The sequence below is a fragment of the Streptomyces sp. PR69 genome, assembly GCF_026420845.1.
In the GTDB taxonomy this organism is placed as follows: Bacteria; Actinomycetota; Actinomycetes; order Streptomycetales; family Streptomycetaceae; genus Streptomyces.
In genome coordinates, this window is sequence record NZ_JAOWCB010000009.1 from 164,891 (window position 1) to 181,267 (window position 16,377).

The 16,377-nt window shown below is 73.0% G+C and carries 15 protein-coding genes; 4 read left to right on the forward strand and 11 right to left on the reverse strand.

Annotation, left to right across the window (positions count from 1 at the left end):
- Window positions 1-60: 60 nt before the first annotated feature.
- Window positions 61-309 carry an SCO4226 family nickel-binding protein gene (locus tag OF819_RS11920; protein WP_267243422.1) on the forward strand — a complete coding sequence of 83 codons (249 nt, stop codon included), beginning with the start codon at window positions 61-63 and terminating at the stop codon, window positions 307-309.
- A gap of 30 nt (window positions 310-339) precedes the next feature.
- Here OF819_RS11920 and OF819_RS11925 read toward each other — a convergent pair whose 3' ends face one another.
- The 6 genes from OF819_RS11925 to OF819_RS11950 form a co-directional block, all read right to left on the reverse strand.
- Window positions 340-1,404, reverse strand: coding sequence for a trypsin-like serine peptidase (locus OF819_RS11925; RefSeq protein WP_267243423.1), 1,065 nt, complete (start codon window positions 1,402-1,404; stop codon window positions 340-342).
- A gap of 28 nt (window positions 1,405-1,432) precedes the next feature.
- A complete protein-coding gene (locus tag OF819_RS11930; protein ID WP_267243424.1) occupies window positions 1,433-2,557 on the reverse strand; it encodes a trypsin-like peptidase domain-containing protein in 1,125 nt (374 codons plus the stop codon).
- Window positions 2,554-5,463, reverse strand: coding sequence for an ATP-binding protein (locus OF819_RS11935; RefSeq protein WP_267243425.1), 2,910 nt, complete (start codon window positions 5,461-5,463; stop codon window positions 2,554-2,556). Before OF819_RS11935 ends, OF819_RS11930 begins: the two co-directional genes overlap by 4 nt.
- A complete protein-coding gene (locus OF819_RS11940; protein WP_267243426.1) occupies window positions 5,444-6,580 on the reverse strand; it encodes a hypothetical protein in 1,137 nt (378 codons plus the stop codon). The genes OF819_RS11935 and OF819_RS11940 overlap by 20 nt, the downstream gene beginning before the upstream one ends.
- A gap of 126 nt (window positions 6,581-6,706) precedes the next feature.
- Window positions 6,707-7,672, reverse strand: a complete 966-nt coding sequence (locus OF819_RS11945; RefSeq protein WP_267243427.1) for a hypothetical protein — start codon at window positions 7,670-7,672, stop codon at window positions 6,707-6,709.
- Between the two features lie 59 nt (window positions 7,673-7,731).
- Window positions 7,732-8,628 carry a DNA/RNA non-specific endonuclease gene (locus OF819_RS11950; RefSeq protein ID WP_267243428.1) on the reverse strand — a complete coding sequence of 299 codons (897 nt, stop codon included), beginning with the start codon at window positions 8,626-8,628 and terminating at the stop codon, window positions 7,732-7,734.
- A 175-nt stretch (window positions 8,629-8,803) separates the two neighbouring features.
- On the opposite strand from OF819_RS11950, the gene OF819_RS11955 reads away from it, so the two are divergent.
- Window positions 8,804-9,664, forward strand: a complete 861-nt coding sequence (locus OF819_RS11955) for a caspase family protein (protein WP_267243429.1) — start codon at window positions 8,804-8,806, stop codon at window positions 9,662-9,664.
- An 80-nt stretch (window positions 9,665-9,744) separates the two neighbouring features.
- Here OF819_RS11955 and melC2 read toward each other — a convergent pair whose 3' ends face one another.
- Window positions 9,745-10,575, reverse strand: a complete 831-nt coding sequence (melC2, locus tag OF819_RS11960; RefSeq protein WP_267243430.1) for a tyrosinase MelC2 — start codon at window positions 10,573-10,575, stop codon at window positions 9,745-9,747.
- Between the two features lie 109 nt (window positions 10,576-10,684).
- Window positions 10,685-11,104, reverse strand: a complete 420-nt coding sequence (gene melC1 / locus OF819_RS11965) for an apotyrosinase chaperone MelC1 (RefSeq protein ID WP_267243488.1) — start codon at window positions 11,102-11,104, stop codon at window positions 10,685-10,687.
- Between the two features lie 434 nt (window positions 11,105-11,538).
- On the opposite strand from melC1, the gene OF819_RS11970 reads away from it, so the two are divergent.
- Entirely contained in the window at window positions 11,539-12,000 is a 462-nt protein-coding gene (locus tag OF819_RS11970; protein WP_267243431.1) for a cyclic nucleotide-binding domain-containing protein, read from the forward strand.
- A 70-nt stretch (window positions 12,001-12,070) separates the two neighbouring features.
- On the opposite strand, the gene OF819_RS11975 is transcribed toward OF819_RS11970, so the two are convergent.
- The 3 genes from OF819_RS11975 to OF819_RS11985 form a co-directional block, all read right to left on the reverse strand.
- Window positions 12,071-12,772: a LuxR C-terminal-related transcriptional regulator gene (locus OF819_RS11975; RefSeq protein ID WP_267243432.1), complete on the reverse strand. Its 702-nt coding sequence runs from the start codon at window positions 12,770-12,772 to the stop codon at window positions 12,071-12,073.
- The gene (locus OF819_RS11980; protein ID WP_267243433.1) at window positions 12,769-13,893 is read right to left on the reverse strand and encodes a sensor histidine kinase; all 1,125 of its coding nucleotides are present in this window, start codon (window positions 13,891-13,893) and stop codon (window positions 12,769-12,771) included. The genes OF819_RS11975 and OF819_RS11980 overlap by 4 nt, the downstream gene beginning before the upstream one ends.
- 398 nt (window positions 13,894-14,291) lie before the next feature.
- Window positions 14,292-14,834, reverse strand: a complete 543-nt coding sequence (locus OF819_RS11985; protein WP_267243434.1) for a hypothetical protein — start codon at window positions 14,832-14,834, stop codon at window positions 14,292-14,294.
- A gap of 151 nt (window positions 14,835-14,985) precedes the next feature.
- Here OF819_RS11985 and OF819_RS11990 point away from each other — a divergent pair, with 151 nt between their 5' ends.
- Entirely contained in the window at window positions 14,986-16,347 is a 1,362-nt protein-coding gene (locus OF819_RS11990) for a BTAD domain-containing putative transcriptional regulator (protein ID WP_267243435.1), read from the forward strand.
- The last annotated feature ends 30 nt before the right edge of the window (window positions 16,348-16,377 follow it).

Here is a 16,377-nt window from a genome sequence, read left to right on the forward strand (position 1 = left end):
CCAGTTTCGGGAAGGCAACGCCCCGCAACCCGCACGGCACACCGCGGAGGTGTTTGCACCATGGCCAAGTACATGGACGTCCACCACGGAATGAAGGGCATCACCGCCGAACAGCTGAAGGCCGCCCACCAAGCCGACCTCGCCGTCGAGAAGGACGAGGGCGTGCACTTCGAGCGGGCCTGGGCCGACCCGGAGTCGGGGACGGTGTACTGCCTGTCCGAGGCCCCCTCCCCGGAGGCGGTGCAGCGCGTTCACGAACGCGCCGGGCACAAGGCCGACGAGGTGCACCCGGTGCCGATCACCGTGTGACCCGCACCCGCACCCGCACCCGCATGGCGTTCAGACGAAGTTGATCCCCGCGCGGCTCAGCAGCGGATCGTCCATCAGCTGCCACAGCGGCACGGCGTAGTTGCCGAAGCCGTAGCGGCCGCCGAAGTGGAGACCGAGCACCCGGTGGTCGGCCAGGTCGAAGACCGGCGAGCCGCTGTTGCCGCCGAGGGTCGAGCAGTCGTGCTTCATCACATTCTGCCCGGGGACGAGTTCGGTCGCGGTCCCGGGCTGGAGGCGTTTGACGTTGTAGACGTCCATGAAGATCCTGCGCATCGATTCGGGTTCATTGCGCCGGCCGTCCCATGCGGGATAGCCCACGCAGTACACCGGACGCCCTGGCAGATCGGCCGGCGCGTCCGCCGCCACGGCGAGCGGCGTCGGCAGTGCGGTGCCGTTCACCGGGGGCGCGATGCGCAGCAGCGCCATGTCCGCCTCCGGATGGACGCCGAGCACCTCGGTGATCGTGAACGTGGGTGAGGCGGCGCCCGGCAGTGTGCCGAACTCCTCGGCGAAGTCCAGCTCGGCGCTCACGCCCTGCTGGAAGGTCCACCCCGCGGCGTCCCCCCGGACGAACTCCACCGCGACATGACGATTCGTCATGATCACATCGGCGCCGACGAGGAACCCGGTGCCGACCCAGTCCAGATTGACATGGCCCGACACCTCCACCCGGCCGACGCGCGCCAGCGAGGTGCGGATGGCGGCCCGGTGGTCTTCGAGGACCGCCCAGTCGCCCTGCTGCACCGGGAAGTCGCCGCCCTGCACCAGAATCGCGGGCCTGCCTTCGAGCAGGACGATGGCCTCGATGCCGAACGACTCGTCGTCGCCGATCTCGTCGGCCCGCCCGGCGGCGAGCTTGTCCAGGCCGCTCGCTCCCGCCTCCAGCACCCGCGCCCGCTCCAGCTCCGCGAAGTGGGCGATCTGCCCCGCGGGGGCGTCGTCGGTGTGCAGCTGCCGGGAGGACTCGGGAACCTCCTGCAGCACCCGCTCCCGCACCCGCCGCGCGACCTCCCGCGGGTCCGCGAAGATCTCCTGGGCTGTCGCCGCCACCGGCGATCTGCTTCTCCTGGCCATGGACCTCGACCTCCTCACGTCCGCCTGCTCAGTTCCGCTGTGCCGCCAGGATCTCGGCGTGCACGTCCGGCGCGTGCTGCGCCAGATGCGCGAGCACCGCGCTGATCTGCGTTCCTACGTTGACAAACGCGGTGCTTCTGCCCTGGAAGGAGACGTTCTCGACGCGCCGCGTGCCCCGGTGCAGGGCCACGACCTTCCAGTCGTCCGTCATGACGGGCGATCCGGAGGAGCCGCCGCGTGTGTCGGTGAAGTACCGCACATCGCGCTCGTCCGCCTCGTAGACGAGGTTGTTGCGCAGGGCGACCCGCTTCGGCAGCCCGCCCGGATGCTGAATGATGTTGACGGCGGCCACCTCCCCCGCGGCGACCTTCAGCGGGGCCGCGGCCAGTGAGAGCACCGGCCGCGAGGGGCCAGGGGCCATCCGCAGCACCGCGTAGTCCAGCTGCGGGTCGGAGGCGAGCAGCCCGACGGCCCGCGCCTCCTCGGTCTCGCCGTCCTCGCCCTCGTAGTCGAACCGCGCATGCGTGTGCCGCGCCTGGAGGGCCAGGTCGTCCGGCGTCGCCAGGACCCGGGCGCCGCCGCTTGAGGTGCGGGCGTTGACCACATGGTGGTTGGTGACCAGCAGGTCAGGGGCGATGAGCCAGCCCGTGCCCGCGTGCGGATGGCCGGCCGGCTGCAACGGCGCCCCGCCCTCGTACGGTGGGACCCTGACGCGGGCGACGGCCGCGCCCGCCAGGTCGCCGCTCCGCAGAAACGCGAACGGGACGGTGTCGTCGCGGTGGATGATCTGCTCTTTGATCTCTGGCGCCGCCCGCCCCGCGAGCACATCCGGCTCGCCGCCCGCGTCCCGCGCGACATCGTCCAGCGCCTGCTGCAGCACGGCCGCGGGTCCCGCTTCCGCGGTCTGCGCCACGGCGTTGCGCAGCCAGATCTCCAGCGGCACCGAGCCGTCGATCAGCCGCTCCACCCGGTTCATCTCCGTCAGATCCGAGTGCACCTGACGGCCCGGCGCGGCGTGCAGCGGCAGCGTGCCGCGGTAGCGGGGCAGAATGCCGTCGAAGAGCAGCGGCCGCACCGAGGGGTCGGCGAGCCCGCTCTCCAGCGCCGCGTCCCGCACCCGCAGCAGCGCCTCGGGGGACAGATACGCGGTCATGGCCCACCAGGCCCGGCTGGGCCGTCCCCTTCGCTCCCCCAGCACATCGCGGCCGCCACCCCGGCCGCGATCTCCCCGCTGTCGTCGGGCAGCGCCAGCAGCCGCCGCGCCAGATCGTTCAGCGCGCCCCGGTCGCGGGCCAGCCGCAGGATGTCCGTCACATCCGCCGGCGCCGCCCCTTCCGCCCCTTCCGGTCCTTCCACCCCCTCCGCCTGCCGTGTCCCGCCCGCCCCCGCCGCCTCCAGCGCCTCCATCAGGGCGCCCAGCAGCCCCGGCCGCGCCTCAAGGGCCCGCCGCAGCGCACCGCCGAGCAGCTCCAGCGCCCCGTCGTCCTCGGGCAGCCCCACCAGACCCACCGCGTGGCCGAGCGCGCCGGGATCCTGCGGATAGACCTGGGAGGCGACGGCCCGCACCAGCGCCGGCTGACCGGCCAGCACGGAGTCCGGCAGCATCCGCAGCCGCCGGGCGAGCAGCCCCTCCGCCTCGTGGTCGCCCGCGGCGACCCGGGCGGCCAGCCGTGCCCGCGCCAGCAGCGCCCCCATCGCCTCCAGATCCTGGCCGAGACTCACGGCGAGGTCCTCGGCCGTACGCAGCCTGCGGTCCGCGCCCGTCACCTCCCCCGCCTCCTCGTCCAGGCGCGCCGCCAGCAGCAGCAACTCCAGCCGCCGCCCCGCGCAGCCCGCGCTCCGGGTCCGCTCCGCGGCGTCCGAGGCGGCGGCGCGCGCCTCGTCCCGCCGCCCCAGCCGCTCCAGGGTCTCCGCCCAGAGCGCGTGCAGCGGGCTGCACGGCGTCCATGGACGGCGCTCGCCCAGCCGTTCCAGGGCCTCCTCGGCGAAGCCCTGGGCGAGCAGATCCTCCACCTCGCGGGCCGTGATCCGCTCCCAGTCCTTCTGGTCCGCCTCGGCCAGCACCTTCCTCGGGGCCCCGCCGCCGAGATGCGCCGTGATCAGCGCCGCCGCGCGGGGGTTCATCTCCGCCTGCGCCCCGGCGAGGAGCCGCTCCACACCCGGCAGCCAGCGCTCCTCGACCGACCGCGGACTCTCGTTCAGCCGCAGCCGGTGGTAGATCTCCTCGGCGCGCGCCTGCACCCCGCCGCGGGCGGCGTAGTAGGCCACGGCCCGCTGCTCGATCTCCCGCATCACCGCGGCGCGGTCGCTGCCGGACAGCCGCAGCATGATGGCGCGCACATCGGCGCGGTGGCGTACGGCGTCGGGGCCCGCGGGCTCCACCAGATCGACCCGGGCGAGCGCGTCGAACAGCCGCCGGGCCTCCTCGGGGCCCTCCACCCGCAGCCCGCACGGCCCGGCCAGCACTTCCTGGATGATCTCGGGGGTGATCACCCGCAGCACCAGGCCCGGATGGGCGAGCCTGCGGACGTCCTCGTCCCGGATGTGGTGCAGGATCCGCTCGTACAGCAGGCCCTGGACGAGCATCTGGTCGACGCGGCGGAAGAAGCGCCGCCGCCGGGCGGGCAGGCCGCCGATGAGCGTGTCCAGCCGCTCCCCGCGGTCCTGTGCGGGCAGGGCGGCGCGGGCCGCCAGCTTCAGGCTGAGCGGATGGCCGCCGACCCGTTCCGCCAGCAGCCGGGCCGCCTCCGCGTCCCGTACCCCGCAGGCCATCAGCAGCGCTGCCGCGGAGTCCGGGTCCAGCTCGCCCAGGGCGATCTCCAGCGGCGTCGCGGACTGCGCGGGATGCCCGACGGGCGCGCGGCCGGAGGCGATGACCCGCAGCCGCGGATAGGCCTGCCTCAGCGCCCCGAAGACCGCCCACATCCGGCCGAGCGCGGGGGAGGCGCGGTACTGGGCCTCCTCGAAGGAGTCCATGACCAGGAGGAACGGCGGGTCAGCGGGGGCGACGGCGCGCCGCAGCAGTTCGGCGGTCCGGGTGACGAGTTCGCTTTCCTCCTCGATGGCCGCGAGCTGGAACTGCTCGGAGGAGCGGCGTCCGGGGCCGGGACGTGTGGTGGCCAGCCGCCGCAGCTGGACGACCCGCTCCTGGCGTGCCCGCTGGCTGCGGGCCGTGCGCCGGCACTCCTCCTCCAGCGCGTCGAACGCGTCCCGGAACGCCGGATACTGGATGCCGAGCTGACGTGCCGACTCGGCGATGATGGTGACCGGCTCATGCACCGAGAGCGTGGGCCGTTCGAAGTCGATGTAGGCGAACGGGAAGCCGGGGGTGCTGCGGAGGCTGTCGAGGAGGAAGGCGGCCAGCAGCGTGGACTTGCCGACCCCGCCCGGACCGTGGATCACCAGCGGCGGTGACGGGGCCCGCCCGGCGGCCCGCCCGTCCACAAAGCCGCGCAGTTCGCCCAGCTCGGCCTCGCGGCCCACGAACGGGTCGCGCAGCAGCCGTTCCAGGGGTTGCAGCAGCCGGGCCCGCTCCAGCCGCGCCTGTACCCCGCCCGCCTCCGGGAGGCCGCTCATGCCCGGGATGAGCCGCAGCCACAGCACCGCCTGGAGCAGATCGGCCAGCCGGTCGGCGTCGTCTGCGGGGGTGAGCTGTTCGCCGCGCAGCGCCGCCAGGCACAGATGCTCGGGTCCCGGTTCGACGGGCAGTTGGGCGAGATTGCTCTCCAGCGCCCGCAGCGCTTCCTCGGGGCCGCTGAGTGAGCGCAGCGCCGTATCCCGTATGCGGGGGAGCAGCGTCCACTCCGCGCGGTCCTGCGCACCGGTCACGGTGCAGTCGTCGACCAGCTCCATCACCGCGCGCCCGTCGGGGTGCTCCTGGCCGGGCAGGGCGAGCCGCTGCGGGTCAAAGCACGACAGCAGACAGGCGGCGGCCCGGTAGCCGCGGCGGGCCCCGGAGACGGCCGGGCCGCGGGCGGCGGCGGTGCGCAGCTCCTCGCGCAGCCGTGCGCCAAACGCCGAACGCGCGCTTCCGCTCGTCTCAGAGGGACCGGTAGACACGGATCGCCCCCTCCGCCGCGGTGCAGATCCTGCGCATATAGCTCGCGCCGCCGTCGCACTCCCCGCTCTCGGCGGCCCGCAGCACTTCTCCGACGGCCTCGTCGACGAGTTCCGCGATGGAGACGTCCTGCAGAGCTCCCGAGGCGACGAAGGAGGGCGGGGACTCGTGGAAGTACTGGTCGAAGAAGCGGCGCAGATCGTCGGGCTGGACGATCCGCGCCGTGTCCCAGCAGACGCTGCCCCGCACGTCGTACGGGAGCTGACGCATCGTGGGCCCGTAGCCGAGCAGCACCAGACGCGGGGCCGCGTCGCCCCGCACCGCCGCGTGTTCGTAGACGGCCAGGGCGAGCTGGCTGATCAGATCCCAGACGTCGGAGCTGGCGTCGAGCTTGTCGCACTCGTCGAGGATCAGCCAGTAGCGCTCGTCCGCGGCCGTCGCCCGGCCGACGATCCAGTGCACCGCGTCGTCCAGCGACGGCAGCAGATCGTTGAGCTCGCCGGGGTGCGGCGGAGTGAGCCCGGCCCGCGGGTCGGAGACGAAGCCGGCGAGCCGGCGGATCACCTGGCCGGCCGTGCTCGCCGGCGACAGCGTCACCCGCGCGGGCCGGAAGCCGTGGTGCTGGCCGATGTGCCGGATCAGGGTGTATGTGTACGAGCGGCCGCTGTCCGGGGCACCGTCGACCAGCAGCACCGATCGGTGCGGGTCCGAGACGAACGAACGCAGCGTCTCACGCAGGTCCTGACGGTCGATGAAGACCTGCGCGCCGCTGCTGAGCACACAGGTGAGGAAGGCGTCTTGGTCTTTTGAGTGGTGCTCCCGCAGATCCTCCGCGAGCCGGTCCCGGAACGCGGCGGCCTTCACCCCCTCGGGCAGCACGGACAGCCGGTCGTGCGCCGCGAGCGCCTCAAGCAGCCGCAGCTGGCCCTCGATGTCCTTGCGTGCCTGCCACACCAGCGCCCGGGCGTTGTCCGCGCTGACCGCGGTGAGCGGGAGGGCGCCGATGAACTCCCGGGAGAAGCCGTGCTCGGCGAGCGCGGTGTGCGGGGCCGGGGTGTCCAGCAGGTACTGCTGTGCCCACATGGTGACAAGGTCCCATTCGGTGTCCGCCAGCGGCATAGCGCACCTACCCGGTCGCCCAGGGAAAGCAGGAGACGCGCCGACTCCTGTTTGTCATGTTTCCACCGGGTACGGTGCGATGCAATTCGGCCGTGCGGACCGCGTGTGCAGGCGGCGCCCGAACCGCTAGGCGATACGGGACCCCCCTGCGGTGGAGCCGAACACCCGCCGGACCGGCTGCTGGACCCGGGGATGGCCCAGGTACTCCGAGATGCCGTGGTGGTTCCCGCTGTCGTTGGACACCAGCAGATCGGTGACCTTGTGATCCGGTGCGTACTCGCCGCGCAGCGTGTGGTCCATGGCCACCAGGTCGCGCAGATCGGAGGCGTTGCACCAGGCGGCGGCGCAGTCGGGCACGGCGGGCCGCCGCTCCAGACAGTCCTTGATCTCCGTGATGCCCAGCGGCGAGCCGACCGTCAGAAACAGCTGCACGCCCCGGCGCTGCTCGCGGAGCACCTCGTACGCGATGATGCTGCCGAGGCTGTGGCCCACCACCACCAGGGGGCCCGGGCCCATGTCCGCCACCGTCTCCCGCACCACCGTGCGCATGGCGGCGCCGACGCCGCCGAAGAAATACCCGTACACATCCTTGAACGTGCGTTTGATCAGCAGCCGCAGCACCGCCTTGCGCGCCGGGCGGGGCAGCGGCAGCACCTCCGGCAGCGCGTCCGTCCCGGCCTCGGGCAGCCGGTCCTCCTCCTCGGCCGGCGCCAGCGTCTCCGCCAGAAACGTCATATCGCGCAGCCAGCCGCTCAGGGCGGCCGCCGGCTTTGTGCCCGCGACGCCCTCGCGGGGGACGCCGCCGGCCCCGCGCGCCTCCTCGCGCGCCTCGGCCAGGCACTCCTCGATGAACTCCTCGGCGGACTCCACGGCCGTGAGCCCGGGAATCTCCTCGATCCACTCGGGCTCGCCGTCCAGCGGATCCGCCCGGAAGTCGGGCAGCGGGGAGTCGTACTGGACCGGCGCCCAGTACGCCATCGCCGACCCCTCACCCATGTCACGGCCGAACAGCGCCCGGTCCCACTGGGACTTGAGCAGTTCGCGCCGGACCTTGTTGCCGTTGCCGTGGACATAGACGATCCGGGGCCGCATTACGCCTCCCACTGCCAAGGAGCGGTCATCATCGGTGGTGGCACAGGTGTTGTGCCCGGTTACGGGCCGTCCATCACGATCTCGGCATAAGAACGGAGGCGCTTCCAGCGCGTCTCGGGGGCGCGAGTCAGCGGCATCAGATCCGTCGCGGGCAGCGGGCCCAGATCAAGGCCGGTCAGCTCCGCCACATCCGACACCGGCACCTGGAAGGTGCGGAAGCCGCCCAGCGGCGGCGGCGCACCCCGCTGCGCACCCGCCAGCGCCCGCTCCGCGTCCCGGGTCAGATCCGGACTCTGGTCCAGCACATACGCGGTGGAGGCAAGCCGCCCCTCCTGCAGGAAGACGGCCACCTTCCAGAAGCGCAGCGGCACCTGGACGCCCCGGTAGGGCGGGTCGGAGTCATGCAGCACCGGGCCGGTCAGCACGGTCAGCTTGCGGTCGAACCGGGCCGCGTGTTCCAGGAGGTGGTTCTCCAGGCCCTGCCACACCTTCTTGCCCTGGTTGAACACATCGGCCTGCGGGGCGGCGTTCGTGTAGTAGAACGTGTCGTCGTCGGCGCGCACCGCGACCGCGTGCGCGCCCCACACCGGGTCGAGCCGGCGGACCAGATGCCCCTTGTCCAGGGAGTTGTTCTTGTACAGCGCCTCACCTGCCTGCCACTCCCGCGGCACGCGCGGGTCGAACCGCCAGCCGTCGTGCCGCTCCGGAGCGTCCTCGGCGAGCCGCGCCCCGTCGATGCAGCAGGCGGTGGACGCCGCGAGCCTGCGGTCCGGGCGCAGCACCACGGTGAAATGCGTATAGGGCAGGACCACCGGCTCGATGCCGGGGCCGACGGGCAGCGGCAGCGGCACGACGGCGCCGAGGAAGCGCTCGTCGTACCCCGTGCGGTCGGCCAGGGAGGCCCCTGCCGCCGCACCGACGCCTTCCGGGACCCCCGAGGAGTCGGATGGGCTCATGGTATGACCGGTACCGCGCGATATCGGCCCGCTGTCGGCGGGCGCGGGGAAGCCACTCGAACAGCCGCGCGCCGTGCGCGTGATGCGGGGGGCGGCGGGTTCGGCGGCGGGCGGCCCGCGGAAGGCATCCGTGCGACGCACGTCGCCCGGTGAAAGCCGGAGAAAGGCAGGACCCATGGCTGTCGGCCTCTCCCTCCACATCGGACTCAACACGGTCGACCCCGCGAAATACGGCGGCTGGGACGGCGCGCTGGTCGCCTGTGAGAACGACGCCCGCGACATGGCGGCGCTGGCCCGTGAGGCCGGATTCTCCGACACGGTCCTCTTCGGGGCGGACGGCGCCGCCGACAACGTCGTCGCGGAGCTGCGCAAGGCCGCCGGCCAGCTCAAGAGCGGTGACATCATGCTGCTGAGCTACTCCGGCCACGGCGGGCAGATCCCCAACGAGGTCGGCGGCGACGCCGAGCCCGACGCGCTCGACGAGACCCTCGTCCTGTACGACCGTCAGTTCCTCGACGACGAGGTGAACCGCGAGCTGGCGCGGTTCGCCGACGGCGTGCGCGTCCTGGTGCTGCTGGACTGCTGCCACAGCGGCAGCGGCATCGAGGTCGCGGACGTGCTCAGCCCCGAGGCCATGGAGGACCAGTTCCAGACCCGTGACCCCGCCCGGGTCGAGGACCGCTCCCGGCTGATGCCGGTCTTCCGCCAGCAGCAGAGCTACGCCCGGGACAAGGACTTCTACCAGGAGCTCCAGCGGTCGTTCGCCGCCGAGCGCCGCGGTGCGCAGGGCGTGAAGGAGGCGGACGCGGTGCTCATCTCCGCCTGCCAGGACAACCAGCTCGCCGCCGACGGCCCGGTCAACGGCCGGTTTACCGGAACGCTGCTGGACGTCTGGGACGAGGGCGGCTTCCGGGGCGGGCACCGGGCCTTCCACCGGGCCATCGTGCGGCGTATGCCGGCCACGCAGAGCCCGAACCTGTATCTCGCCGGCCGGCCGGGCGGCGCGTTCGTGAACGAAAGGCCCTTCACGGTGTGAGAGCCGCCGTGAAGGGCCGTCGTGAGAGCTGCCGTATGAGCCGCGCCCGGCAGGCCGACCGGCCGGCGGCCCGGCGTCGGTCAGGCGGCGGTGTCGAAGGTGTAGAACGCCGTGTGGTCCAGCATGTCGGCCGGCGTCACATCGTTCCAGGGCCGCATCGTGTCATGGAGGTCCACCACGTTCCGCGTGCCGCCCTGGGGCAGATAGGGCGAGTCGGGGTGGAGCGCCTGCCATTCGGCCCACAGCTTGTCCACGAACGCGTGGTGCAGCCAGAAGACGGGGTCGTTGGGGGAGGTGCCGGTGGCCATCTGGCCGCCGACCCAGACGTGCACTCTGTTGTGCAGATTGACCCCGCGCCAGCCCTCCAGATGGTTGCGGAAGCCGTCGGAGGAGCTGTTCCAGGGAGCGGTGTCATACGTGGGCATCGCCAGCACGGAGTCCACCTCGGCGCGGGTGGGCAGGGTCAGTCCGCCGTTCGCACCCAGCGAGCGCCGCAGATAGCCGCGTCCGTCGACCCGCACCCGTATCGGCCAGTTGCCGGAGCCGGCGGCGAACGGGCCGTCCATCACCCGGTTGTCGCGGCTGCGGCCGGTGCCGCCCAGGAAGTCCGCAGCCCACAGCGAGGAGCGGGCGGTGCGGTCCGCGGTCCAGTCCCAGTACGGCAGGGTGACAGAGGAGTCGACCGACTGCAGCGCCTGTTCGAACTCAAGGAGGAATCGGCGGTGCCATGGCAGGAATGACGGCGAGCGATGGCCGACGCGGTCGCCGAAGTCGGTGTCGCTCATGATGAACTCGTTGTGCGTGGTGACGAAGGTGTCATAGCGGCCGCTGCGCTTCAGCTCGATGAGCGCGGCGACGAAGCGGCGCTTCTCCTCGGCGGTCAGGGCGGCCTGGTTCTTGCGTACGGTCATGGACGTGCTGCTCCCCGATCGGGTTGTGCGGTGGGTGCGGTGTGCGGGCGCGATGGGCGCTCCGGGCACGCGCGTGTGTGCGTGTGGGCGGGCGCCGGCGCTGACGCGGTCAGGCCGGGAAGGGCGCGAGCGCCGAGCCCTGCAGCTCGACGACGGCGGCACGGGCCACGGCCCGCGGGTTCGCGAAGGTCTCGTAGTGGTTGACCACGCTGATCCAGGTGCCGTCGGCGTTGCGCATCACATGCAGCTCGCGGCCGTCGACGTGCACCTGGTAGCCGGCCGGGTGATGGCCGCCGTGCGCGGAGCCGCCGCCGTGGCCGCCGCTCTGCGCCGGGCGGCCCTGGATGCGGCGGCCCTGGTAGACCTCGTCGAAGGACTCCGGCATGGCGTCGTGGCCCGCGTGGGCCAGGTGGTCCTGGCGGCCGTCCCGGGCGCGGTCGGCGGAGGCGTGCGCGGCCCCGGCGAGGGCCAGCCCCCCGAAGACGCCGACGGTGGCGCCCAGGGCGCTCCTGCGGGACATGGAAGAAATAGTTGACAACTCAACCTCCAGGCAGACAACGGGAGTTCGGTGTTTCCGGCACGCCGTCGGGCATGCGAGACCGATCCCTACCTGGCTGCGACCCGGCCGCGGAAATCATCTGCGGGCGGTTGGCTGCTATGCGGACATGTCGAGATACACAGTGCAGAATTGAACAAAGGTGATCTTGCTGTGGAGGGGGCCCTTTAGGGTGGGCGGAGAAAGATATTTCGCGGATATGGCGAATCTGTGAAGATTATTTTGCGTGCGTCGAGCGAGTGTGACGGGGATCATGTCGCAAATCTGACCGAATAGCTTCGACATGCCGGGGCGGCGCATCGGCCGGACACTGGGCATGCGGATGCCTCCGCCGGGGCGGACGCACCACGAGCGGACGAGCGGATGAGCGGCGACCAGTCGAGCGGCGGCCGACGGAGCGAGCGAGCATGACGACCGGACCTCCCCTGCTGAAGGACCTGCCCGCGGAGGGCAGACACCGACTGCTGCAACTCGCCGGGGAGACCTCCTTCCAGCCGGGCAGGCGCATCTTCGAGGAGGGGCGGCGCGCCGACTGCTTCTGGATCATCCGCACCGGCGCGGTCGACCTCGACCTCCATGTGCCGGGGCGGCGGGCCGTGGTGGTGGAGCAGCTCGGCCCCGGCGAGCTGCTCGGCTGGTCCTGGCTGTTCCCGCCGCATGTGTGGCATCTCGGGGCGGAAGCCGTCAGCCCCGTGACGGCCCTTGAGTTCGACGCGGTCGCGGTACGGGACCTCTGCGATGACGACCCGGTGTTCGGCCTCGCCTTCACTCGCGCCGTCGCCCAGGTCATCGCCCACCGGCTCACTTCGGCCCGCACCCGGCTGCTCGACCTGTACGGGCCGTCCGGGGCGGGCGAGCGCCGCATCTAGGCCGAACCGGAACGGAGCCCCGGCTGCCGGGAAGCGGGCGGGGCGCGCCCCGCCCGCCGGACGCGGATTGTCAGGGTGTGTCCAGGCCGTCCTCCCGGACTCGCAGCGCCAGGTCGATCTTCGTATAGGCCGGGCGGCCCGCCTGCTGGTACTTGTCCTTCACCCGGTCCAGGTAGTACTTGGCCGTGTTCGGGGTGATCCCCGCGCGTCGGGCCGTCGACTTGAGCGTCAGACCGGACGCGTAGTCGAGCAGCACCTGAAGCTCCTTCGGCGACAGCCGCGGACGGTCGGGGCGCTGATCGTGGGCCAGGGCGAAGGCCAGCTCGGGGGAGTGCGCCGAGCGGCCCGCGGCGACGTCCTGAAGGGCGGTCACCAGTGTGTCCAGATCGTGGTCCTTGGTGAGATAGCCGTCGGCCCCGGCCGCGATCGCCGCGACGATCCGGCCCCGGTCGGCCACCGTGCTGATGATCAGCACGCGGCTGCCCGCCGCCCGCAGCCGGCGGATGTTCTCAGGCGGCTGCGAGCCGTCCCGCAGGACCAGGTCCAGCAGTACGACGTCGAAAACGCCGCCCCCGCCCCCGCCCCCGTCCGTGTCCCCGTCGTCCCCGCCCCCGTCCGCAGCCGCGCCGCCCGCGCCCGCCGGGACCTGCGCGAGCAGTTCGTCCACTGTGGCCGCCGCGGCCGCCAGCCGCACCCCCGGCACATCCCGCAGCCAGGACCGCAGCCCGTCCAGCAGCATCCGGTCGTCGTCGACCACCGCCACCGTGATCATGCCGGCCAGCTCAGTTCCACCCGGGTCCCCTCACCGGGAACGCTCTCCACCTCGGCCGCGCCGCCGATGCCCCGCATCCGCTCGCGCACCGAGCTCCGCAGCCCCAGACCGCCCGTGACGAGCTCCGGGTCGAAGCCCTTCCCGCGGTCCACCACGGTCACCACCAGCTGACCGTCCCGCCCGGCGGCGGTCAGATACGCCCGGCCGGTGCCCGCGTGGCGCAGCACGTTGTTCAGCGCCTCGGTGACCGCGGCCGCCACCTCGGCGGCCACGTCCGGGGGAACCGACGGCATCTCCCCGTACTGCGCGCTCACCGAAAGCCCCAGGCACTCCGCCGCCCGCACCGCCTCCTCCAGCGCCGCCCCCGCCTCCGGGTAGACGTCCGCGTCCGCCGACTGCTGGATCAGCCGGCGCAGATACGCCGCCTCGCGCGCGCAGCGGGACCGCACCCGCTCGGCGCTGGCGTCCACTCGGCCGCCCGCGATCGCGGTCAGCGTGGCCAGCACCGTGTCGTGCAGCGCCCGGTGGTGGGCGATGCGCTCCGCGTACCGGGCGCGCTGCGCCTCCGCCTTCCTGGCCTTCTCGTTCGCGGCGTCCAGCAGCGCGCCCTGCCGCCGCAGATACCACCAGAAGACCCATCCCAGCACGGCCGATGAGACGACCGAGTTGAGATGCCCGGCGGTCACCGCCATGGCCGCGCCCACCAGTCCGTACCCCAGCGCGTGCGTCGCCGCGATCAGCGCCACCGCCAGCACGGCCTGTCCCCGGTCCAGCACCACCGCGGCGGGCGCGGACGACGAACCGCCGAGCACCATCACCCACGCGATCGCGGGGGCCTCGTGCGCCCCGCCCCACAGATAGGCCGCGAACGGCAGGGCGCAGCCGGTCACCAGGACGTCGGCCCAGACCGTCCTGCCGTTGAACCAGCCGCGGGAGCGAGCCGTGCCATAGACGAGGACACTGCACGCGACGGCCGCGGCGAGCACCGCCCAGGACACCGGGCTGTGCCGGTGGTGCTGCACGACGGCGACCAGCCCCACCATCAGATGGCTGGCCCGGTACAGAGCCGTGGCCACGATCAGAAACGCCTGAGCCCGCTGGAGCCCCGAGCCCAGCCTCACCGCACGCCTCCTCGGCGACGCATGCCCCACTCCCCTGAAGCGAACTGCCTGCTGCACCCCCTCGATGCAACCCCCCTGAACTGGCGGTACAGCCATCCGGCCGCGCCCGCTAGCGTCATCGACATCAGTACACCGGACCAGGGCGCAGCGCCCGCCGTTCGGGCAACGGCGAGGCAAAGTGGCTTGATTGCTGCGCTCCGGCGCGGCGTTCGCGGGTGCTGAGACGGACGGGGGCTTCGGCGGGGGCTTCGAAGACCGCGACGGGGAACGGGGGACGCGGGAAGCGGGGACGGGCGCGCCGGCAGCAGGGGAAGTCTGCCGTGCGCCCGCCCCCGCGCACGCTGTGAGAGGCCGGAAACAGCCGTTGCGGGGCAGCCGTCGCGGTCGGGCCGTCCCGGTCAGCCGATCCGGGCGCAGAGGTCGTCCTGACCGCCGTACGCCATGGTCACCGTCTTGTATCCGGTCCGGCTGATCTCCAGCGTGTAGACCCCGTCGACGATGTAGAGCCCGCGGGCGAGATTGCCGCCCCCTTCGCCGACGCCGACGAGCACCGGGCCGAAAACCGTCCACAACTGCGAGCCGTCGGCGCGGTGTTCGACCACGGCCGTGCCGCCCGCGTCCGCGTCGTACGCCACTCCCGTATCGGTGTTCACCACCCGGACGACGAGATCGCCCCGGTACGCGACCTGCTTCGGCGACCCGTCCGGATACCTGGCCAGCACCAGCCGCTCGACCTCGTCGACGACCGCCTCGCCGTGGACCGGGAAGTCGCAGCGCGCCCCGGCGGGGACGCCCCACGGCGCGGACGGCGCGGGCTCCCACCCGCCCGCGGCCGCCGCCACGGCGGACGCCGGGCCGCCGGCCGGCGAAGCGGCCGCGGGCGCGCCGCCGAGGGCCAGGGCCGCCAGCGCGCTGACGACGACACAGACAACTCCGGACACGCCTGGAACATGGCCGGTTCGGCGTACGGTGCGCATACACGCTCCTCAACAGGTCGCAGGATCACATCAGTCCATGCCGTGCGCCGCATGGACCCTCACAGCCTCACCCCGCCCGCTCACCGCTTTCTCACCGCGCTACGCTGACGCCGCCATGGAGTTCAAGCTGCTCGGCCCCTTCGAAGCACACCGGGAAGGACAGCGGGTCCGGCTCGGCAGCCGCCGTCAGGAACGCTGTCTGCTCGCCGTCCTGCTGCTGCACGAAGGCCGCGCCGTGACCGCTCAGCGCCTGATCGACCTGCTGTGGGGCGACGCCGCACCGGCCTCCGCGCGCGGCGCCCTCCACACGTACATCGGCAGGCTGCGCACCGCTCTCGCGCCCTGCGGCCTGAGCGTGGCCACCCGGCAGAACGGATACGCCGTCGAGGGGCCCTACGACCTCGACGTGCCGCGCTTCACCCGGCTGGTGAGACAGGCCTCGACGGAGCAGGGCCCGGCGGAGCGGCTGCGGCTGTACGACCGGGCCCTTGGCCTGTGGCGCGGACCCCTCCTCGCCGATCTGGCGGACGACCGGCTGCGCGACCGGCTCGGCGGCCCGCTGGACGAACTGCGGCTGACCGCGCTGGAAGAGCGCGCCGGCATCCAGCTCACCCTGGGGCTGCACGACCGCGTCGCCGCCGAACTCGCCGCCGCGTGCACGGCCCACCCCCAGCGGGAGCGGCTCGTCGCCGCCCGGATGACCGCCCTCTACCGCGCCGGACGGCAGGCGGACGCCCTGGAGCTGTACGACGCCACCCGGCAGCGGCTGGCCGGCGCCCTCGGCGTCGACCCGGGCCCCGAACTGCGCACCCTCCACACGCGCATGCTCCGCGGCGACCACCGCCTCGACCGCCCGCCCGCCCCCGTGTACGCCGTACGGGTCGGCGACGAGTGGCTGCCGTGGACCACCAGCGGCCATCCGGCGCTCGAACTGTGCAACACCTACGCCGGCTGGGGCGCGGCGAGCAGCCTGCCCGGCTCCGAGTGGCTGCGGCGGTACAGCACGCTCGCCGTGTGGGCCGGGCATCTGGACCTGGCCGGCCGGAGCACCGTGGACGGGCTGCTGGACCGCGCCCGGCAGCACCCCGGGGAGGCGGCCGCCGCCCTGGACGAGGCGCGGGAGTTCCGTGCCCGGCTGTACGCCTGCCTGACCGCGCCCGACGACGTCGGCGCGTTCACGGCCGTCGCCAGAACCGCGGAGGCCGCCGCACGGCACGCCTCCTTCACCCGCGGCGGCGACGGCCTGGGCGTCTGGCGGATCTCCCCGTCCGCCGGGCTGCGCCTGCCTCTGTACGCGGCGGCCCTCAGCGCCGCGGAACTCCTCGCCGGCCCGCAGCGCTTCACCGTCCGCGTCTGCCCCGGCGACCACTGCGGTTGGCTGTTCCCCGGCGCCGGGGGCCGCCGCCGCTGGTGCTCCCTGGCCACCTGCGGCACGGCGGAGGCCTGCGGCGGACGCGCGGACGCCGCCCCGAGCTGAAATCCTGGAACGGCGGACAACCCGGAACGG